General features: G+C 43.6%; 19 protein-coding genes. 9 read left to right on the top strand and 10 right to left on the bottom strand.

Annotated elements, in window-relative coordinates:
- Positions 1 to 83: 83 nt before the first annotated feature.
- The 3 genes from CXF58_RS13845 to CXF58_RS08285 form a co-directional block, all read right to left on the bottom strand.
- Positions 84 to 236, bottom strand: a complete 153-nt coding sequence (locus CXF58_RS13845; protein WP_156508559.1) for a hypothetical protein — start codon at positions 234 to 236, stop codon at positions 84 to 86.
- A 48-nt stretch (positions 237 to 284) separates the two neighbouring features.
- Complete coding sequence (locus CXF58_RS08290; RefSeq protein ID WP_102077182.1) at positions 285 to 1,286, bottom strand: LLM class flavin-dependent oxidoreductase; 1,002 nt, start codon at positions 1,284 to 1,286, stop codon at positions 285 to 287.
- 434 nt (positions 1,287 to 1,720) lie between these two features.
- Positions 1,721 to 2,650 carry a LysR substrate-binding domain-containing protein gene (locus CXF58_RS08285; RefSeq protein WP_102077181.1) on the bottom strand — a complete coding sequence of 310 codons (930 nt, stop codon included), beginning with the start codon at positions 2,648 to 2,650 and terminating at the stop codon, positions 1,721 to 1,723.
- A 474-nt stretch (positions 2,651 to 3,124) separates the two neighbouring features.
- On the opposite strand from CXF58_RS08285, the gene CXF58_RS08280 reads away from it, so the two are divergent.
- The 5 genes from CXF58_RS08280 to CXF58_RS08260 all read left to right on the top strand — a co-directional run bounded on the left by CXF58_RS08280 (position 3,125) and on the right by CXF58_RS08260 (position 9,785).
- On the top strand, positions 3,125 to 5,041 hold the full coding sequence (locus tag CXF58_RS08280) for an AmpG family muropeptide MFS transporter (RefSeq protein ID WP_102077180.1): 1,917 nt from the start codon (positions 3,125 to 3,127) through the stop codon (positions 5,039 to 5,041).
- A gap of 65 nt (positions 5,042 to 5,106) precedes the next feature.
- Positions 5,107 to 6,015, top strand: coding sequence for a peptide chain release factor N(5)-glutamine methyltransferase (prmC, locus tag CXF58_RS08275; RefSeq protein ID WP_068408692.1), 909 nt, complete (start codon positions 5,107 to 5,109; stop codon positions 6,013 to 6,015).
- Positions 6,016 to 6,117: 102 nt separating this feature from the next.
- Positions 6,118 to 6,912: a HesA/MoeB/ThiF family protein gene (locus CXF58_RS08270; protein WP_068408693.1), complete on the top strand. Its 795-nt coding sequence runs from the start codon at positions 6,118 to 6,120 to the stop codon at positions 6,910 to 6,912.
- Between the two features lie 69 nt (positions 6,913 to 6,981).
- Positions 6,982 to 8,337, top strand: coding sequence for an ABC1 kinase family protein (locus tag CXF58_RS08265; RefSeq protein ID WP_068408695.1), 1,356 nt, complete (start codon positions 6,982 to 6,984; stop codon positions 8,335 to 8,337).
- A gap of 119 nt (positions 8,338 to 8,456) precedes the next feature.
- Positions 8,457 to 9,785 (top strand): YbfB/YjiJ family MFS transporter, encoded by a 1,329-nt coding sequence (locus CXF58_RS08260; protein ID WP_068408765.1) that lies wholly within the window; start codon positions 8,457 to 8,459, stop codon positions 9,783 to 9,785.
- On the opposite strand, the gene CXF58_RS08255 is transcribed toward CXF58_RS08260, so the two are convergent.
- A complete protein-coding gene (locus tag CXF58_RS08255) occupies positions 9,782 to 10,270 on the bottom strand; it encodes an Lrp/AsnC family transcriptional regulator (protein WP_102077179.1) in 489 nt (162 codons plus the stop codon). The genes CXF58_RS08260 and CXF58_RS08255 overlap by 4 nt on opposite strands.
- A 227-nt stretch (positions 10,271 to 10,497) precedes the next feature.
- Between CXF58_RS08255 and leuA the strand changes: the two genes are divergently transcribed.
- Together leuA and CXF58_RS08245 are read left to right on the top strand one after the other, a co-directional pair.
- On the top strand, positions 10,498 to 12,282 hold the full coding sequence (gene leuA / locus CXF58_RS08250) for a 2-isopropylmalate synthase (RefSeq protein WP_068408699.1): 1,785 nt from the start codon (positions 10,498 to 10,500) through the stop codon (positions 12,280 to 12,282).
- A gap of 287 nt (positions 12,283 to 12,569) precedes the next feature.
- Positions 12,570 to 13,181: a hypothetical protein gene (locus tag CXF58_RS08245; RefSeq protein ID WP_068408701.1), complete on the top strand. Its 612-nt coding sequence runs from the start codon at positions 12,570 to 12,572 to the stop codon at positions 13,179 to 13,181.
- A 124-nt stretch (positions 13,182 to 13,305) separates the two neighbouring features.
- Here the strand turns inward: CXF58_RS08245 and accC are convergent, their stop codons facing one another.
- The 5 genes from accC to CXF58_RS08220 all read right to left on the bottom strand — a co-directional run bounded on the left by accC (position 13,306) and on the right by CXF58_RS08220 (position 18,911).
- Entirely contained in the window at positions 13,306 to 14,673 is a 1,368-nt protein-coding gene (gene accC, locus CXF58_RS08240; protein ID WP_068408703.1) for an acetyl-CoA carboxylase biotin carboxylase subunit, read from the bottom strand.
- Between the two features lie 158 nt (positions 14,674 to 14,831).
- Positions 14,832 to 15,260, bottom strand: coding sequence for an acetyl-CoA carboxylase biotin carboxyl carrier protein (gene accB, locus CXF58_RS08235; RefSeq protein WP_068408705.1), 429 nt, complete (start codon positions 15,258 to 15,260; stop codon positions 14,832 to 14,834).
- 254 nt (positions 15,261 to 15,514) lie between these two features.
- Positions 15,515 to 16,882, bottom strand: coding sequence for an MATE family efflux transporter (locus CXF58_RS08230; protein WP_068408707.1), 1,368 nt, complete (start codon positions 16,880 to 16,882; stop codon positions 15,515 to 15,517).
- Between the two features lie 347 nt (positions 16,883 to 17,229).
- On the bottom strand, positions 17,230 to 18,270 hold the full coding sequence (locus tag CXF58_RS08225; RefSeq protein ID WP_068408709.1) for a hypothetical protein: 1,041 nt from the start codon (positions 18,268 to 18,270) through the stop codon (positions 17,230 to 17,232).
- Positions 18,271 to 18,419: 149 nt separating this feature from the next.
- Positions 18,420 to 18,911, bottom strand: a complete 492-nt coding sequence (locus CXF58_RS08220; RefSeq protein ID WP_068408711.1) for an EVE domain-containing protein — start codon at positions 18,909 to 18,911, stop codon at positions 18,420 to 18,422.
- A gap of 284 nt (positions 18,912 to 19,195) precedes the next feature.
- Between CXF58_RS08220 and hemW the strand changes: the two genes are divergently transcribed.
- Positions 19,196 to 20,518, top strand: coding sequence for a radical SAM family heme chaperone HemW (hemW, locus tag CXF58_RS08215; RefSeq protein WP_102077178.1), 1,323 nt, complete (start codon positions 19,196 to 19,198; stop codon positions 20,516 to 20,518).
- Positions 20,519 to 20,588: 70 nt separating this feature from the next.
- On the opposite strand, the gene CXF58_RS08210 is transcribed toward hemW, so the two are convergent.
- Positions 20,589 to 20,729 (bottom strand): entericidin A/B family lipoprotein, encoded by a 141-nt coding sequence (locus tag CXF58_RS08210; protein ID WP_068408713.1) that lies wholly within the window; start codon positions 20,727 to 20,729, stop codon positions 20,589 to 20,591.
- A 254-nt stretch (positions 20,730 to 20,983) separates the two neighbouring features.
- Here CXF58_RS08210 and CXF58_RS08205 point away from each other — a divergent pair, with 254 nt between their 5' ends.
- Positions 20,984 to 21,556 (top strand): tRNA (cytidine(34)-2'-O)-methyltransferase, encoded by a 573-nt coding sequence (locus CXF58_RS08205; protein WP_068408715.1) that lies wholly within the window; start codon positions 20,984 to 20,986, stop codon positions 21,554 to 21,556.
- Positions 21,557 to 21,644 lie beyond the last annotated feature (88 nt).

The following is a 21,644-nucleotide window of genomic DNA, read 5'->3' as shown; positions in this document are numbered from 1 at the left end:
CGCTTTTAATAAAAATAAAAACAGTCGTTATAAAAAAGTCCCCTTTTCCAATTGGAAAAGGGGACTTTTAACATTTATTGTCGTTATCTCATATTGTCTTTATCATGCTTATTCACGCGGCGATGTTTGCGTTTAGGGCTAACACGATACGTCAAATAACCGCCAATAATCAAGACCACAATAAAAGCGACGATATATAAAAATATTGATGAGCCGATAAAGGCAGAAGGTTCCATGACCATAATCTCCTTAAGGTTTATCAATAATTATGCAAGCGGCGCAGGTTATTGTAAAGTAAACAAGTTTAACTCAGATGTAAGTTCAAGTGAACGCAGACGCGCTGCTTGATCGTAAACGTTGGCAGTGACAATCAGCTCATCTGGTTGATACTTTGCGATAAATTCTGCCAGTTTTGGTTTGACCGTTTCGACAGAACCAACAAATGACACCGATAAAGCGTTGTCTACCGTCATTTTTTCCGCCGGGCTCCAGATGCTATCCATATCATGAGTTGGCATTGGCATTTGTCCACGCTCACCGCGGCGCAAGCGGACAAAGCTTTGCTGCGCTGAAGTAAAGTGATAACGCGCCGTTGCGTCGTCGTCAGCCAGTAGCAGGTTAGCCGCCAGCATCACATAAGGCTTATCTAGATGCGCCGATGGTTTAAACTGTTCGCGATAGGCATTAATTGCTTGTGTCATCATCTGCGGCGCAAAATGCGAGGCAAAAACGTATGGTAGGCCCAAATGCGCCGCTAGAGTGGCACCAAACAGTGACGAGCCCAATATCCAAATAGGAATGTTTGATTTCGCCCCTGGGAATGACTGCACAGGACTGTCATCGGTGCCATCACCTAAGAAATACATGAGCTCTTGGACGTCTTGCGGGAAACGATCAGCATCTTGCATTTGACGGCGCAGCGCCTGAAATGTTGCACCATCGGTACCTGGCGCGCGGCCTAGACCTAAATCGACACGATCACCGTATAACGCTTGTAAAGTGCCAAACTGCTCAGCGATGATAAGCGGTGCATGATTGGGCAGCATGACGCCACCAGCCCCGATACGTATGCGCTTGGTTTGGCTACCGATGTGCGATAATAGCACCGATGTCGCTGCACTAGCGATACCCGGCATATTGTGATGCTCGGCCATCCAATAGCGGTTGAAACCAGATTTTTCTGCTTGCTGCGCGATAGCAACGGTTTGGGCAATGCCTTCAGCGATGGTTTTGCCTTCGGGTACGGGTGCTAAATCTAAAAATGATAATGGAATTGTGTTGCTCATGATTCACCTATTTTTATGTTGTCGCCTTGTAACGACGTTTTTATAGTTAGTTTTTAAATATCAGGAATGAAAAGCAGGCTGATGATTCAATATAGTCAGAGCACTTTTAAACCGCTACGGTGTTACCCGCCCTAGATGTACTCAATGTACTATTTGCGGTCGGTCGCCTTGTAGCGATTCTAAAATTCCTTGACTATAGCTCATATGATGGGGCAGTTATAGAGAATATAAAGGTCAGCACTTAAGATAGTAACAAATCATAATAATTTGCGGCGTATATAAGAGCAAAAAAGCACCGCTATCTATTGAGAACGGTGCCGTTTGTATTTATGAGAAAAACGATGATTAAGCTAAGTGCTTGAAGTTATTACGAATTGCTTAAGCGCTGAGTTTTAAAAAGCTACTCCTTAAAAAGCTACGGGCTCAGTTAATAACTACTGACTAAATTGCTTTTGGCATAGCTCCATAAAGGCGCGTCCGTATTGACGGATTTCTGCATCATCACGTACCGCCATCCAACTGGTAAAACGCCCAAAATGATCGATAGGAATGGCGGTTAAATTATGATAATGGCTTGGCTCAAATGCCATTTCAGCGATAATACCAATACCCAATCCTAATCCAACATAAGTGCTAATCACATCGGCATCAAGGGCGGCGAGTACGATATCAGGCTCAAGGCCTGCATCGCTAAAGGTTTTATCAATCGCGCCGCGTCCCGTAAAGCCGCCGTGATAAGTCACAATGGGGTAGCTGGCAAGGGTTGGTAAATCAATCGATTCTAAACCCGCCAGCTCATGGTCGCTCGGTACAATAACCCGATGCGTCCAGTCGTAATAACGGTAGCAGCGTAGATAATCATTGTGCAACAAAGATTCGGTCGCAATGCCAATATCCGCCTGCCCACGAATAACCATCTGGGCGATGGTCTCGGGATCTGCTTGTTGCAGAATTAAATTAACTTTAGGGAAACGATCTTTAAATTCTTTGACCACTTTTGGCAATACATAACGCGCTTGCGTGTGCGTGGTCGCAATGGTCAGTGTGCCAATATTGGGATTATTAAAATCCAAACTGAGGTTTTCGATGGTCCGGATTTCAGCAAAGATAGATTCGATATGCGGCATGAGTGCCGTGCCCATGGTCGTCAGCCCTGTCAGGCGTTTGCCTTGGCGCACGAACACTTGGGTTTTAAGCTGGTTCTCAAGTGCCGCGATATGCTTTGATAGACTCGATTGGCTGGTATGCAGCACGGTAGCTGCTTGACTCAAATTATAGCCATTGATTACCGTATGCCACACTGTTTCCAACTGTTTGAGCTGGATTTGTAGATGCCGCTGATTGACCACTACGTCGATTGCCATCATTTAACCCTATATATAAATATACAAACCTCGTCTGTATATAAAAGTAAAAAACTACAAGTATTCAATAAGTCGCTAGTGTAAATCAAAGTTATTATTCTCGTATATAATAAATGGCTATGAATTTATACTAATTTGGAATATAGAGTAATTTATTTTTCTTAAATTGACAATAGATGTTTAAAGCAATAGACAACGAGAGAAAGATTGTTTTAATGTTTAGGTGAGCTACTGATACACGACGTTACCGTATTGAAATAAATGGTGTTGCCAAATGCTATGGTTATTAAGTTAATGCAAAAACATCTAGGCAAGGTTAGCGTTCTCAAGTACCATAATTCAATTTTGTGCTAACGATGGTTTTTGTGCAACGCTGAGCAATTTTTATCGATCCTTTTTATCCGTATTACTGAGAAATGATTGATAAAAATTGTGCGCAGTTGTGTTTTTTATCTCAATTTTTGGTGAGTGATTATGTCTGCTGTCCAACCTGTAACGCCTGAACAACCGATTGCCGAAAAATCATGGGCAGAAGCCGCCAAGGCTTATTTAGATTCGCGCGTTATTATCATGCTGTTTTTAGGGTTTTCGGCCGGTATTCCCATTTTGCTGATTTTTTCCAGTCTGTCGTTATGGTTAAGAGAAGCAGGCATTGACCGCGGTGTCGTCACCATGTTCAGCTGGGCAGCATTGGGATACTCATTTAAGTTTATTTGGGCGCCATTAATCGACGCGCTACCGGTCCCTTTTTTGACCAAATGGTTAGGTCGCCGCCGTAGCTGGATGGTGGTATCGCAGCTGCTGATTGTATTGGCCATTTTTTTGATAGCGACGGTCAACCCTATCAGCGAAGACGTGTTGGTTTATATGGCGGGCGCGGCAGTTTTGTTGGGATTTTCTTCTGCCACCCAAGATATCGTTATTGATGCTTACCGCATTGAGCTAGCACCGCCATCGATGCAGTCTATTTTGTCCTCTATTTATGTGTCAGGTTACCGCATTGGTATGATTGTCGCTGGGGCAGGTGCGCTGTATTTAGCAGATTATTTTGGTTCAACGGAAAGCTTTTATAGTTATGAAGCGTGGCGTAATACCTATTATATTATGGCCGGAGTGATGACTTTAGGCATATTGACCACCTTTGCCAGTTATGAGCCAACCGCTGAGATTCTGCAAAATAATAAGCAAAGAAACAACCTCAAAGTTTTCTTAATTTACTCAGCGTTACTATTAATACCGGCGTTGTTGTTTAGCGCTATATATCTTGTCAATATTCTGATTAATAAAGTTTTTGATAGTAGCATTGCGCTGATACCGCTGATAGCCATGCCGAGCATTAAGTTCTACTTTTTAGCATTGGTTGCTTGTGCGCCATTGCTGCTGCTTTATTTTATGATTAATCAACCTAAAATTATTAATAAAGCGCCATTAGTGGCTGAAACCCGCGAAGACTATGTCAGATTGGTTTTATTGTTTGTGTTTGCCGTCGTCGCATTTATCGCCGCCTATGTTTTGATAGGACAAGGATTGCCTGAGTTTGAAGGCGTGTTTGTCAGCTTTATCAGTGAGACGCTGCATTTGCTAACAAGCTTAGCCGTAGCGCTGGCAGCGGGTTATGCCTTGGTAAAAGTCGGTCTGGTGAAAAAAGAAATTGCGATGGCAACCTGGATTGAGCCTATCTTAGATTTCTTTAGACGCTATGGTAAAAAGGCGTTATTGTTATTGGCCTTGATTGGTTTGTACCGTATCTCAGACATCGTGGCAGGGGTGATATCAAACGTCTTTTATCAAGACATGGGCTTTAGTAAAACCGATATTGCCAATGCGGTCAAACTGGTTGGCGTCATTATGGCGATTGCTGGTGGTTTCTTAGGTGGGCTGTTGGCGCAGCGTTTTCGTATCATGCACGCCATGATGATTGGCGCTATTCTCGCTTGTGCGACCAATTTATTATTTGTGGTGCTGACTTACAACCCTGGCAGCTTGCCGATCATGTATATGGCGGTGATATTTGATAATTTAGCCGCTGGTCTTGCCAGCGCCGTATTTATTGCTTTCTTATCGGCATTGACCTCTATACGTTTTACCGCGGTACAATACGCTATTTTTTCTTCATTGATGACTTTGATACCTAAAGTCATGGGTGGCTATTCGGGCTCTATCGTTGATAGTATGGGCTATCCGTTCTTCTTTATTTTTACCTTTGCGATTGGTATTCCAATTTTAGCGCTGATTTACTTTGTTGATAAATATATCGTTATTGGTGATAACGACGATATTTATGGCGATAGCGATAGCGATGGTGAAGGCGGCAGCGGTATTGGCGATAAGTTAACCAAAGCCAATCCAAACCTAACGGATACCAAAGAGCCGCCCCGCGCTTCAGAGTAGTTAATGCATGACATATAGCCAGTTCAACAGGCTTATTTAGTAAACAGTAATTTTACGAGTTATCTATGAAAGCAGCTACCATTGGGCAAATAAAACAAAAAATTCAGCAATTGACGAATGCAGCTGCAAGCAGTCATTTGCCCTCGTTTTGGCTCACTGATTGGTTGTTGTTTGTCATTGAGCAGCCAAGCTCTTTTTTAATCACGGATGAAAACTATCAACTGACCGATAGCGAGCTTACGCAATTTCATGCGGGTGTGACTAAGATGCAGCAGGGCACGCCCTTGGCGTATTTAACGGGACAGCAAGAATTTTGGTCGCTGAATTTTAAAGTCAATGAGCATACATTGATACCGAGGCCCGATACTGAAGTATTGATCGAACAAGTATTAGCTTGGATAAACTCTCAACCAAAAAGTGCCGATGGCAATAATAAACCAAATCGCCTCTTAGATTTGGGCACTGGCTCTGGCTGTATAGCGATTAGCCTCGCGCATGAGTTAGATAAGCGTCAGCCAAACAATAAGGCTGAGAAATGGCAAGTGGTTGCCGTTGATTTATCGCTAGAAGCGTTAAAAGTCGCTAGGCATAATGCAATGGTAAATGAGGTTGCTGCTGATATTAAGTTTATCCAAAGCAGTTGGTATGAAGTGCTGTCTGCTCAGGATGAGCCATTATTTGATGTGATTGTGTCTAATCCGCCTTATATTGATGAAGAAGATGAGCATTTAGCAAGACTGGTCGCCGAGCCGATTAGCGCCTTAAGCGCCCCCAATCATGGACTTGCCGATATAGCGCATATTGTTAAGCAGGCGCCGCAACACTTACGTAAAGGTGGGCTTTTAGCAATTGAGCATGGTTTTGATCAAGGTGCGAAAGTTCGTCAGCTATTTTTGGACAATCGTTTTGAGTCTGTTCATACTGTGCAGGACTTTGGCGGTAATGACAGGGTGACTTTAGGTCAGCTGTTATAATTGGTTTTTAAGAGTACGTTTTTAAAGGTGAGTCTTTAAGAATAGGTTTTTAATAATGGATATTTTGCTTATAACTTGTGGTGAAAAATAGTGGTAGAAAGTATGACGCACTCCAAAGAAACAGGACAGCTAACAGATGCAGAGCTGCTGCGTTATGCGCGGCAGATATTACTTGATGGCTGGGATATCGATGCGCAGCTACGTTTAAAAGCCTCGCGAGTCGTGATGATTGGCGCAGGCGGTCTCGGTTGTCCTGCTTCTGAGATGTTAGTGCGGGCAGGGCTTGGGCAAGTGCAGCTGATTGATGATGATGTGATTGAAGCCAGTAATCTACAACGGCAAACGCTATTTTTACCTGAAGATATTGGCAAACCTAAGGCGCTGACAGCGGCTCATATGCTGAACAAAATTAACCCTTTGGTTAGGGCGCGTGGGACCGTGGCCAGATTGAGTGAAGACAATGCTTATGAGCTGCTTGAGATGGCATCTGGTAAGCCTGACTTACTTTTAGACTGCACGGATAATTTTGCCACTCGCGATATCATCAACCGCATTAGTGTGCGTTACCAGATTCCGTTATTATCCGCTTCAGCGATAGCCACGCAAGGACAATTGGCACTATATGAGCCGCACTTAAATACCGGCTGCTATCATTGCGTCTTTGGTTCGGTAACAGTCGATGCAGCAGCGGATGAACGTACTTGTGCCAATTCAGGGGTACTCGCCACTACGCCCGCTATTATGGGTAACTTGCAAGCCAATGCAGCGCTACAATATCTAGGATTAACCAAAAATCCACTGACAAATAAGCTGTTAATATGGGATGGTAGCCAGATGCAGCAACGACTGATGGGCTATCGCAAAGATGTGCATTGTCCGATTTGTGCCAAACATTAGCAAGTTGCTCAAGCTTTTTAACTCTTCCTATCCTCATAACCTCCTTTTTATTACCATAGTTGTTTTTTTATGAAAATTCATCGTCCGCATTTATTAAAGCATACCTTTAATGTCGTTAATCGTGTGCGCCAAACCGCAAGCGTTGCTGGTTTGTCAGCACTGAGAGTGGCAAAGGGTGAAAAACCCGATGCGATGCTGTTAAAAGAAACCTTTGAGCAATTGGGCACGACTTATATTAAAATCGGGCAGTTTATCGCCAGTACGCCGTCATTATTTCCGCGCGAATATGTAGAGGCGTTTCAAAGCTGTTTAGATCAAACGACGCCCTTATCCTATGCCTATATTGAACAGGTATTAAAAGAAGAGCTGGCCGCCGCTGGCCTGTCGCTTGAAGAGATTTTTGCTTATATTGACGAAAAACCACTCGCTTCAGCGTCTATTGCCCAAGTGCATGCCGCGCGTTTACATAATGGCGATGAAGTAGTGCTAAAGGTACAAAAACCAGGCGTTGAAACGATTATGCAAACCGATTTGGGCGTCTTGCACGCTATGACCAAGTTGGTTGAGCTACTAATGCCTTCGATGCGCTTTGCCAGTATTGCGCCAATCATCGATGAGATTCGTCTGCGGATGCTTGCCGAAACCGATTTTATTGCTGAGGCGCAAAATATCCGTGATTTTCAGCAGTTTTTAGCGATATCAGGAAATACACGCGTCGTTGCGCCAACTGTCTATGAGGAGCTGACCACCAAGCGCGTGCTGACTATGAGCCGCTTATACGGCGTTTCTATGGTAGATGAAGCCGCCATGCGTCAGTATTGTAATGATCCGGCGCAAGTGATGGCAGATACCCTTAATACTTGGTTTGCCAGTTTGATGCTGTGTAATAGTTTCCATGCAGATTTGCACGCGGGTAACTTGATGCTATTAACCGATGGGCGTATTGGTTTCTTAGACTTCGGTATCGTTGGTAAATTAAAAGCGGAAAGCTGGCGCGCCTGTATGGGTATGATGCAAGCAATGCAAGACAGTGATTATCAAGCAATGGCGCGCCATATGGTTGATATGGAAATGACTCATGGCGGCAATCAGGTTGACGTCGCGGCATTGGGCAATGATTTGCAGCGTATGATGAAAACCATCATGGCAGAAGACAAAGCCTTTACCAGCGGTGTGCCTTTTAATAGTAAAGAGCAAGCTGATGAGCTCAATAAAATGATGCTAGAGATTGTTGAGGTCGGCAAGCGTCATGGTATTCATTTCCCACGTGACTTTGCCTTATTGACCAAGCAAATGCTCTATTTTGATCGCTTTATGCGCACGCTTGCCCCTGACATGGATATGTTTAGCGATCAGCGCGTGCAAATGCTAGGGCAGACAAAAGCAGCTGAACAAGCAAGCAATCCAATTCGCAATATTTCTTAGTAGTAAGCACGTGATAGCAGTAAGTGTTGTATTGAGACGTTTTTCTATTTTTAATTGGTTAGGTATGGCTTTTTTTAACACAAAGGATTGTGGGCGTTTTGCCACAAAATGGCTCTGTCATGATGACTGCTCTTAAAAGCCGTGCTGCTACTATTATTACCCATCAAACGGCGATTGCTTGCATAGGGTTGTATTGTCTGGCAGTAGTGATGGGGTTTGGGCGCTTTTTATTTACCGCCACCTTACCTGATATCATGACGCAATTATCGTTATCGACGGTCATTGCAGGTTGGCTGGCTTCGGTCAATTATAGTGGTTATTTTATTGGGGCGCTGATTGCGATGTTTGTGCCCCAGCGTTTGACATGGCAAATGCTCATAACATGGACAGCCGTCAGCATCGTGACCACCATGCTATTGGTGGTGCCAAATCTGTCATTAAATAGCTGGTATGTTATTCGGTTACTATCGGGTATCGCCAGCGGTGTGGCCATGATTTTAAGCTCATCGCTGGTTATTCAAAACTTTAGCAATGAGCGCCGCTCAGTGCTCTCAGCTTTGCACTATGCGGGGATTGGCGTCGGTATCAGTGCCTCTGCCGTCTTGACATGGTGGCTATTAACGCTCGGTTATCATTTTGATATTATTTGGCTGGTAGCAGGAGTTATCAGTCTGCCGTTATTATGGCTACTTTATGCTATCAGACCACAAAGCTTGATTTCGTCCGCTTCACACTCATCTCAATCCACGTCCTCTAATTTACAATCCTTTCAGCAAAAGGCTCTCAAATCGAAGCCTGCCGAATTAAACCATAACAATCAAAACCTATCTGTACCGCAAGCTTATCGTAATTTTAAACGTTCGTTATATGAAGCGGCCGCTGGTCATAGCAAGGCGATTGCATTACTGTCGGCAAGTTATGTGCTGGCGGGGTTTGGTTATATTACGTCGGCGACTTTTTTGCCAGTCATGGCAACGCAGCGCCTGACAGCACAAAGCTATGCAGGGCTACTGATTTGGTTGGTGGTTGGTATCTTTGCCATGCTATCGAACCCTATTTGGGGCGCGCTTGCCAAGCGTATTGGCGAAAGCAGAACCTTGATGGGGTTGACGTTATTACAAGCGTTTGGCATGTGTTTACCGCTATGGTTTGATGGCGCTATTGGCTTGTACGGTAATGCGGTGATTTTAGGATTAACCTTTGTCGGTATGGTGTCAATGACGCTAAATTTAATTAAAAATATCAATCCCGCTTACTCAAATTTGCTGATTGGACTGGCAACTTTGGCCTATGCCATAGGGCAGTTCATAGGGCCGCTGGTCACGGTAGCGCTGGCAGGGAAACAGGATAATTTTAACGCGGGTTTATTGGTCGCAGCGAGCGGTTTATTAGTGGGATTGGTTTTAGTCTTCTTTTTTCAGCGTCAAGCTCAAAAGCAGTCAAACTAGACCACGCTACGGCTAAAGACTTCTCGTAGCTCAAAACTGGTATGCACTTGAGCGACGCCTTCGATGCGATTGAGCCTATGTAATAAAAATTCTTCATAATGTGCCATATCACGCACCCGTACTTTGATTAGATAATCTTCGGTGCGACCGGTGACAATACTACAGCTCACCACTTCATCGAAACTTTGAATTTTCTCTTCAAAATGCTCAAAGCGATCTGCAGTATGGCGATCCATACTAATCGCAATAAAAACGGCTAAAGGATAGCCAAGTTTTTGCGCATCGGTCTGGGTATGGTAGCCGGTGATAATACCTGCTTCTTCCAAGCGTTTGATACGGCGCGCGCAAGGGGTCGCCGATAAATTCATCTGCTCGGCAAGCTCGGTAATACTCATACGTGCTTGGGTTTGTAGTAAGCGTAATAACTGTTTGTCGGTAGCATCAATATCTATAGGTAAAACATTGTTCGTATGATTATTTAACATCGGATATCACCTATCTAGTGGAATAATCTAATTATAGGTGAGACAGTGGTCTATTTCACTAAAATTTTATAAATAGTAGCTAAATAAAGCTGATTTCTAGCACAGAAACTTTGTTATTATAATGGCATAAACTTTTATTATCTCGTATGATAAAGAGTGCTTGGTCATTAGTTGCCCAGTTAAAACTATACTTCAACTCAGCTCTTTATGTTATCTAAGGATTGATTATGCCTAATCAAGCAACACGCAATGCAGACCGCGCGCCTGCAAAAGTCACCCCAAAAAATGCCGCTTTTGATTTCCGTAAATATCGTCCATTTGCGTTTGCTCCTGTGCTAGCAGATCGTACATGGCCGAGCAAGACGATTGAGAAATCACCAATTTGGGCAAGCGTGGACCTGCGTGATGGCAATCAGGCGCTGATTGATCCGATGACCATTGAACAAAAAATGCGCTTTTTTAAAACCTTGGTCGATGTGGGTTTTAAAGAGATTGAAATTGGTTTTCCGTCGGCGGCGCAAGTAGAGTTTGATTTTGCTCGCAAGTTGATTGAAGAAAATCATGTCCCTCACGATGTGACCTTGCAAGTATTGGTGCAGGCGCGTGAGCATTTGATTGCTCGTACTTTTGAGTCATTAAAAGGCGCGAAGCGTGCCATCGTTCACGTCTATAACTCAACCAGTCGTGTACAACGCGAAAAAGTATACGCTAAAGATAAAGCAGAAATTAAAGAGATTGCCATTACTGGCGCTAATTTATTGGTTGAATACGCAGCCAAATATCCTGAAACAGAATGGGTATTTCAGTATTCGCCTGAAAGCTTTAGCCAAACAGAAACTGAATATGCGGTCGAAGTCTGTGACGCAGTTTGTGAGGTTTGGCAGCCTGAAAACGGCCAAGAAGTGATTTTAAACTTGCCAGCGACGGTTGAAGCATCAACGCCAAACGTATTTGCCGACCAAGTAGAGTATTTTTGTCGTCATATTGCCAAGCGTGAGCATGTCACGGTAAGCTTACATACACATAACGACCGTGGCTGTGCGGTAGCTGCTGCCGAGCTTGGCGTGCTTGCTGGTGCCGATCGTATCGAGGGCACTTTGCTTGGCAATGGCGAGCGTACGGGTAATATGGATATCATGGTGATGGCGATGAACTTGTTTAGTCAAGGTATCGACCCAGAGCTTGATTTTAGTAATATGAGCGAGATTGTACAAGTGGTGAGCGAGTGTAATAACTTGCCACTACATCCGCGTCATCCATACGTTGGTGAGCTTGTGTTTACCGCCTTCAGCGGCTCGCATCAAGATGCCATCAAAAAATCTCTTGATTACAATGAAAAACATCAAGATGAAACCGATAACGTTTGGGACGTTGCTTATCTGCCAATTGATCCGGCGCACATCGGTCGCAGCTATCAAGATGTGGTCCGTATCAATAGCCAATCTGGTAAAGGCGGCGTTGCTTATATCTTGCAGCGCAATTATGGCTTTAATTTACCGCGCTGGATGCAAATTGACTTTAGCGGCGTGGTCCAAAAACAAGCGGAAAGCGCTGCTCGTGAATTGCAAAACGATGAAATCTTACAAGCCTTTGAAGAGACATATTTGCAGCAAGGCAGCTTCGAGCTTCTAGATTATAGTGTCAATAACAAGGGCGGCGAGGTCTACTTTAACGGTCAAGTACAGATGAATGGCGACACCATTACTATTGACGGAACCGGTAACGGTCCTTTGTCATCGTTTATTGATGGGCTTGCGCAGCACACAGGTAAATCTATCCATGTTATCAACTACGCTGAACACGCGATTAATCCGCAGCACAACAGCGGTAATGGTATCGATGATGATACCAACAATGACAATAAAACCAACGCCAATGCCGCAGCTTACATTCAACTAAATGTTGACGGTGATGTTTACTCAGGCATCGGCACTTGTAGTAGCACGGTATCAGCGATGCTGAAAGGCGCGTTATCTGCTTTTGCTCAAGCGGCTAGTCCAGTTGCTGCTTAATATCGCCTTTAGCCGATAATAAAATAGTTCGATTTACGATGTTAATCTATAACGCCATGGCTTTTGCAAATTAGCCATGGCGTTATTTTTGTGTATATACACTTAATATTTGGTAGGTGAGTTTTAAAAACAATATTGGGCATGAATTTATTGGTGAAGGTTTACGTTGAGGTCAGGGTTGGTCAAAGTCGTACGACTAATAGCATAATGTTACTTGTGTTTTTGGTGTCTAAGACTTACGCTAATGTACGTCTTATTTATTATTATAATATTAAAAAAGGTTAATTATGGAACCTATATCTTTTGCTTCATTTTCATTGGCCTCTATTTTAGCGTCACTGCCAGTGAACGGTGAAGCGGTTAGCAAACCTACCGTTACCACCCATATCAGTCCCGCTATCGCCGGACAGTGGGAGATAGATTTAGACAGTGGTATTACGATGACTAAAGAAGCGCAAGCTAAGCAAGCGGCGTCAAAGATAGAGCAGGGCAAAATTGATGAACCAAAAGTAGGCACTGGCGCTGAGGGTGGCGTGTTGACCCAAAATGAAAAGCGTATCGTTAAGGTGCAGCCAACTAGCAGTAAAAACCTGTTAACCGCTAAGTCTACTCAATGTCGGGAAATTTATAATTTTGCTGCCGATAATGAGATGTGGGCAGTCAGTGGCAAAGAATGGACTTACGGGCGCTACTTAGTCACCCATCGTGATGAAGGCTTGCCTATTATTGCGCTAAAAACGGTTTATGATAATAACGAAGTCGATTGCTCGGGTAATCAGGTAGATCAAACTGGCGAGGCATTAATAGCGTTTTTGAACCATGAAGGCAATAAAATGCAGTGGTGTGCCGATCCTGAGGGTACAGAATGCTTTATGAATTTCACCAGAATATTACCTTAGCATTCTTTTAGCGTTATTTATAAAATTTAAGCAGCACTTTATAAAATTTAGACATATAAAAAAACCGCTATCTTTTAGGTAGCGGTTTTTTTAATTTCTGCTTAAACAAAAAGACTAAGACTAACTAAGAAGCAGAATCAGCTTTATCTTTATTAGACGTTAATAACTCTCTTTCTAGATAATGAATGTTTTGCGCTTCATTAACAAATTTATCATCCGCTAAAATCACATCACGATGCAAGGATATATTGGTTTTGATACCTTCAATCACCAATTCGTCAAGCGCATGCAGGGTTTTAGATATCGCTTGCTGACGTGTTTGACCGTGACAGATCAGCTTGCCAATCAAGGAATCATAATAGCTTGGAATCTCATAACCAGGGTAGAGGTGCGAGTCAAAACGCACGCCCGCGCCACTTGGGGCAAACAACTGGCTCACTGTGCCAGGACAAGGCATAAAGGTCGCTGGATCTTCGGCATTGATACGGCACTCTATGGCATGACCTTGAATTTCAATCTCGCTTTGACGATACGATAAACCGTAGCCGGCGGCGATTTTAAGCTGTTCAACGACGACATCGATACCGGTAATCATCTCAGTCACTGGATGCTCAACCTGCACCCGAGTATTCATCTCAATAAAAAAGTATTCATTATTTTCAAATAAAAACTCAAACGTACCCGCGCCGCGATATTTCACCAGCTCACAAGCTTTGACGCAAGCATCTAAAATAGGCTGACGCACATCGTCAGGGATATCTGGGGCAGGTGCTTCTTCTAAGACTTTCTGGTGACGACGTTGTAATGAACAATCGCGGTCATATAGATGAATGGCATTGCCGTTACCATCGCCTAGTACTTGCACTTCTACGTGGCGAGGATTTTGGAGATAACGCTCCATATAAACGGTATCATCACCAAACCACAGCTCAGCCTCTTGTTTGGCAGCTTGTACTTGGCCAATAAGCTCATCAAAACGCTCAACAACGCGCATACCGCGGCCACCGCCACCAGAAGCAGCTTTAATCAAGAGGGGAAAGCCGATATTACGCGCTTGCTCTTCAGCGTTATGCAGAGTGACGGCACCCACTGAACCAGGAACTGTTGGTACGCCTGCTTTTTTCATGGCATTAATGGCGGATACTTTATTGCCCATTAAGCGAATGTGGTCAGCATTGGGACCGACAAAGGTCAAACCAGCTTCTTCAACGCGTTCAGCAAACTCAGCATTTTCTGCCAAAAAACCATAACCGGGGTGAATGGCGTCAGCGCCAGTGATTTCAGCGGCGGTCAAAATGGTGCTAATATCGAGATAGCTTTGGTTGGCGTTGGGTTTGCCAATACAGATTGCTTCATCAACAAAACGCAGATGCATCAAATTGGCATCCGCCGTTGAATAGACACCGACGGTCTCTATGCCAAGCGCCTTGCAAGCTCGAACGATACGTAGGGCAATCTCACCTCTATTGGCGATGAGCAGTTTTTTTATCATGGGGTCATCCTTGTCAAAGCGGCAGTCATTGATAGCCTCGCTATTTTAGACATTGTAAATGCAAACTGCGCTACATCAAATTTAGACAAATCGAGCGCTGATGTCGATGAATAATAACGAAGTATCAATTATTACAAAGTAAAGGTTGGCAGATAGCGTTACGCTTTATAGCGTATGACTGGCTGACCAAACTGTACCACTTCAGAATTATCCACTAAGATTTCATCAATGACGCCGCTTTGAGTCGCTTCAAGAGGATTCATGATTTTCATGGCTTCAATGATACCAAGCGTATCGCCTGCTTGTACTTTTTGACCGACCTTTACAAATGGCGGGTCGTTAGGACTTGGCGCTGAATAATAAACACCCACCATTGGCGAGGTTTCAACGCTGCCAGCTTTGACGGCGGCTTTTGCTGGGGCAGCGACAGGTGCAGCACCTGTGGCAGGCGCAGCCATCATCGTTGGTGCGGGCGCATCATAGTGACGAGTTAGACTGATGTGTTCGTCATCTGAGCTGATTTCTAAATTAACCAGTTCACTTTCTTCCATGAGTGCGATCAGGGTGCGTATTTTTTCAATATCCATAATTTTAATTTTGCCTTGTACTAATTTCTAGAAAAAAAATAGTGTAACTAAATATTGTATTGGTAATTGCTAATGATACCTATATTCACGCCAATGAGCAATCGATGTACAGTTGTTAACTGAGTTTTTTTACATATTATGACGTAAGCGTGCTTAAGCGTAAGAAATATTCAATGATTTATCATAGTCGATGTCATAAGGTAGCGCCAGTCATGGTTACTAGACGCTACGTTTGAACCAAGCGTATGACAGTATCAGGCCCATAATGTCGTCAAGCGTTTTTGCTGATAGCGCAGACGCAGACTTAATAATATAGACGATAATAATAAGCCTGTGATGAGCGCCATCCAAAAACCCTGCGCACCAAGGTCAGTGAAGCGCACCAGATAGACGCCAAGCGGTAAAGCAACCAACCAATAACAAAATAGCGTCACCCACATCGGCACAGTGGTATCTTGCATACCGCGTAATATACCAGCGACATTAACTTGCCAGCCATCAAATAATTGATAAGCGAGGGCAAAAATGAGTAAGTGCATGGCTTGCGCGCGTACCACAGGATTGTCGGTGAATGCCGCCGCCAATTGCGGTCTAAATAACCAAACGCCAAGCATAGAAACCAGCGCAATGATAACCGTCCATACAAGCCCTGTGGCTAATACTTGACGCAGCGCCATCAGATTTTTTTCACCAAAGCGGTTGGATATCATAATCGTCAGCGCCATCGCCACCGAGATGGGTATCATAAACAGCTGCGAGGTCACGGACAATGCCACTTGATGCGAGGCGGTCGCAATCTCACCGAGCGGACTGATAACTAATGCCCCTAAACTGAATAAACTGGCTTCAAAAAAGATAGAGATACCAATTGGAATACCAAGTTTTAGTAATTTTTTAATTTGCGTGCGGTTAGGACGGGCAAAAGCATAAAAGAAGCGCGTACTGGCAAATTGCTGACGTTTGGTAAAGCTGGTATATGTCGCTAGTAATAGGACATTAATCCAAAGTACGATGGCCGTTGCTACCCCGCAACCAGCGCCGCCCATCTCGGGCATACCAAATAAACCGTGGATAAAAATATAGTTAAGCGGAATATCGGCAAGTAGCCCGATGATACTAATAACCGTCACCGGCTCTGGTCGGCCAAGCGCTTCACAATAACTGCGCAGCACGGCATAGACCGCGATTGCCGGAAAACCGAACGATACCCCATGTAAATATTGCGCAGCGATGGGTTGGATATTTTCAGGTACGCCCATCACACCAAGTATGTTGGGCGCTAGATTGACAATGATAAAGCCGAGAATACCAATGACGCCGGCCGTCCATAACGATTGCTGGGTAATATGCGGCACTTGGCTATGATTGTTTTGTCCGATTGCTTCGCCGATAAGCGGCGTGGTGGCAATCAAAATACCGGTCGCCAATAAAAACAGCGGCAGCCAAATACCGGAGCCTACAGCCACGGCCGCCAAATCAAGGGCAGAAACTCTGCCCGCCATAATGGCATCGACGACACCGAGCGCAGCTTGGCAAAACTGGGTAATTAAGATAGGGAGGGCGAGTACGCCTAAGCGTAAGCTGTAACTTTTAAAATCTCTAAAGGATAATGGGAAAACCATAATGAGCAACTTTTTATTCTTTGCAGTAATTATTGTGGATGAGCAAATGCTGCCATCAACAAGTTAATAGCGAAACAGTGAAATAGGATTGGTGCGACGATAATACTCCGATAAATAATATGAGCAAGTCCATTTTTAATGATTATTAATAACAACATGCCGACAGAGTAAAAAATTAAACAGTTAAGACCAAAATGAAAAATGACCCGTCAATCCGTAAGTAGAATTGACAGGTCATCATCAGAAAAATAGCACATAAGCTAAAGCATGGGGTTAGTGGTTTAACAGTGTTCGTTCATACTTGGCTCTTCTTTAGCTAGGGTAGCAGTACAGACAAAAGCAACTATTTACAACGATTCAGGTAAATCATGCACCAGCGCTTGATAGCCAATCAAGCTGTTATTGGCATCGAATGCTTGTACGACAATCGCATAATTGGTTGAGTGATCGGGAATAACAGGCGCAAACTGAGTTTCAAGATTACTTAATAGCAGATTCTGAACATAACCGTTAGCGCCCGATTCTGCTTTATTAACATCAATTTGACTGACTAAGACGTGCTTAGTGTTGCTAGGATTTTGCCAAGTAACAGTTTTTTGACTACCATTACCGGTAATATTTAGGTTTAGCTCGCCAAGTTGATAATCAAGTGGGTAAGTCTTAAAGTTAGAGCGGTCGCTGATGGTATAGCTGACATTACAGTTATCTTGCCCGCTTGATAATTTCTTGCCGCCCAGACCGTCTTGGTACTCAAAACTGCCTTTCCAAGGCGCACCGGCTTCATTTTTTGCAAAGTTACCAGCAAAAGTTGTTAATAGGTTTGGTGTCTCTATGCCTAAATCGCTGACATACTTAATATCTAAAAATTTTAATGTATCAAGGCTACCCGTTACTTTACCAGCGATATAGTTGTCGACTTTAATTGCTGAATTGATACCTAACACATTGTTTTCTTGGCAAGCTTGCTGCTGATAACTAAAGCTACCATCAACACTACCAGCGCCATCTTTACTGATATCAAAGTATACCGCACCTATATCGATATCGCTGTCGTCACCATCATCAATCTCGACAAAGTGACCCACATAAAGACCGCCGCGACCGCCTTCTGGCGTTAACTTATCCAAGAACTTATCAAGCGATTCTTCTGGTAAAAAGACCGACTCCAAAATCTCAGCCATGGATTTTTCATCATCGCTTAACTTGTCTTCGACCTCTTTATATCTCTCTTTGACTTTATCTTCCACGCGATCGTATTCGTCTTTTACCTGATCTTCTACGCGATCATATTCTTTCTTAACTTTATCGCCATCACTGCCGCAGGCGCTGAGAGTTAGACTAAGGATACTGGCGGTTAACACAGATAATAGTAGCTTGGGTGCGCTCATAAATGAGTCCTGATGGTCGATTGCTATAACAATAAGAGAGAAGCGTAAATAAAAAATAATTTCTGTGCATAAATATAGCAAAATCTATCAGGTATGTGCGTGGATAAATGTGCACTCATACCATAAAAATTCTTACGCCATCGTTACCGTCAAATCCTATCATTCTCTGGCAACAGATTCAGCTCTTCTGCCATATCCATAATCGTGTTCCAATGCTTGGGTTCAAGCGGCAAAATAGTCAGCTGCTCACAGCCTTTTCTTAGCAATAAAGAGTCCTCAAGCGCCGGCAAAAATTTAAGCTGCGCTAATGGCAGTATATCCGTAAAAGCCTGCTCAAAAGTCACATCTACCATGTACCAGCGCGGCTCATCTTCAGTTGCTTTAGGATCATAATGGCGATGTTCGGGGTGAAACTGGGTTGGGTCGGGATAACCAGCTTTGCTGATAGTGACGATACCAGCGACGCCAGAAGGTTTGGCGCTAGAGTGATAAAAAAATGCTTTGTCACCAACTTTCATATCGTCACGCATAAAGTTGCGGGCGCGATAATTACGTACCCCATCCCACATCTCCGTGCCTGCACGTTGTAAATCTTCTATATTAAAACAGCGAGGATTGGATTTGATAAGCCAATATGCCATGGTTTTTATCCTTGTAAAATTATTAGTGTAATCATAACGATTTAATAGTGATGGCTTTAAAAGCTGCTCATCATTTATTTTCATTGTGTGTTCATTTCTATTCTTTGTAGTTATCGAGCTTATCTAGCATTACCACTATCAGCTATTGCTGCAAACGCCGATTGTTCCCAATACTTTTATGGCCAATTTATGCTGATTAGGCTTTTCTTTAGCGCGCCCAGCCGTTATCCTAGCGCTACTTTCTGCTGACGACCGCAGCTACTCCTTTATAGATAAGTCCGCTTATGTCAAATATCAAATCTTCTCATTTTTCGAGTAATCTTGACGCTAGTAGTCGTAACGAAACAAGTGCGCTTATAGTGAAAGATATTCCGTTAGCACTTTATATCCATATTCCTTGGTGTGTGAAAAAGTGCCCTTATTGTGATTTTAATTCGCATGAGCTGCCGATGGACAGTCAGCTGTCTATGTACGATGAGTACGTTGATACGCTATTACTTGATGCAGCGTCACAGCAAGCGTTAACCCAAGGACGAGAAATCAGCTCAATATTTATCGGTGGCGGTACACCGTCGCTACTGCCCATTGCCCAGTATCAGCGTTTATTTAACGGTTTGCGTGAGATTTTTCAGTTTGCCGGTGACATTGAAGTGACGATGGAGGCCAATCCAGGCACCCTTGAGCATGCACCATTTGCACAGTATTTAGATGTAGGCATCAATCGTTTGTCGATTGGCGTACAAAGCTTTGCTGCTGGCCAGCTCACCACGCTGGGGCGTATTCACAATCCCGCCCAAGCATTATCAGCAATTAAAGCCGCTCGTCGCGCTGGATTTGAACGTGTCAACGTCGATTTGATGCATGGGCTACCGCAGCAAACGATGAGTGAAGCCCTGAACGATATTCAAATGGCGCATGAGGCAGGTGCTACGCATATTTCTTGGTATCAGCTAACGATTGAGCCAAATACGGTGTTTTATCGCAGTCAGCCGATTTTACCCGATGAAGATAGTTTGGCAGATATTGAGCAAGCGGGGCAGACATTGCTTGAGCGTTTGGGCTATGACAACTATGAAGTGTCGGCCTGGGCAGGTGCGTCCGATAAACCTTGCCGTCACAACGTCAATTATTGGCAATTTGGTGATTATTTAGCGATTGGTGCTGGTGCGCACGGTAAAGTCACCATTGATGATAGATATGGAAATCAAACATTAACGGCTGATAAAGTGTCTGATGAGGTATTGAAAAAGGTATCAACAGAGACGGGTATTTATCGCTTTAGCAAATCTCGTATGCCAAAAGACTATATGACTTTTGATATCGACACGAGGAATAATATAAAAAAAGAGGGCGCGCCAAAAATGGTCGGCTGGCAGGCAATTGCGAGTGATGAGCTGGTCAGTGAGTTTATGCTTAATGCCTTACGTTTACATAAAGGCGTGACATGGTCTTTGTTTGAAGCTCGAACAGGGCTGAGCTATGACAATATTGCTCTAGAAGTAAATCAACTTATTAAACAAGGGCTATTGATAGATGATAATGAGCACCTACAGCCAACAGCATTGGGTAGAAGGTATCTTAATCAGATATTAAGAGTATTTTTATAAAGTGGGCAGATAAAAAAAGAAGCTTACCAAATGATAAGCTTCCTTAATATAAGTCTAAAAAGGCTCAGACTTAGATTTTGTTTTGTACGTCTTGTGCGCCGCCAGTAACAGCATCACCAGCACTTGATACGTCTTGGCCTAGACCTTTAAAAGTGTTACAACCAGTTAGTACAAACATAGCAGTCAAAGATGCGATAACTAATTTTTTCATAATATTTTCCTCAAAAAGATAGAGTGTTATAAGTCATAACAATGGAACTTAGCGTTTTACATAAGTTTCACTGAGGGGTTACAGGATACAAGAACAATGTTTTTAAATTATCTCGCTATCCATTAGGGTCATGATAATCAAAGTTAAAATCAGTGCCCAGTATCAAAATGTAATTATTGGCAGTAAACTGTAACTTTTGATTACGTCTGCCATATAAGTTTAGACAATACGCTTAAATCATTTACGGAGTTTTTATGACCATTCATATCGTGCTGGTAGCGCCAAAAATGCCTAGCAACACTGGCAATATTATCCGCTTATGTGCCAATAGTGGGGCGCAGTTACATTTGGTCAGGCCGTTAGGGTTTGAACTCGACGATAAGAAGCTACGCCGTGCAGGTCTCGATTATCATGAATACGCTCATCTGCAAGTACATGACGATTGGGCAATGACCAAGCAAGCGCTACAAGCGGCTGGTTGCGAGATTATCACCGCGCTGACGACCAAGCTGAGTAAACCGTTTTATGACTATGATTTTAGCAGGCAAACAACTCAGCATTTAGATAGCAGTGCGTCTAATAGCCCATCATCACATCATGTGGCGCTGGTTTTTGGTTCTGAAACGGCAGGGCTGCCAGAGGATATCCGTACCGATATCGGCGCTGATAACTGGCTACGCTTACCAATGCTTGCGGATTCGCGCAGTTTAAATTTGTCTAATAGCGTGGCAATATGTTTGTATGAGGTTTGGCGACAGCAAGGGTTTGACGGCGATGAAGGTCGCAGTATCGGTTATGACACCTTGACCGTTTATGACCCAAAATAGAGTAGAGATAGAGAAGCTAGCAGGGTGATTGGGTAAAAAGCGGTTAAAGAAAATCAGTCGTTTAATTTTCTTTAACCGCTTTTTTGCT

Source organism: Psychrobacter sp. Sarcosine-02u-2 (assembly GCF_002836335.1).
GTDB classification, from domain to species: Bacteria; Pseudomonadota; Gammaproteobacteria; order Pseudomonadales; family Moraxellaceae; genus Psychrobacter; species Psychrobacter faecalis.
The sequence above is the reverse complement of the archived record's forward strand: the minus strand, read 5'-3'. Positions and strand labels throughout refer to the sequence as shown.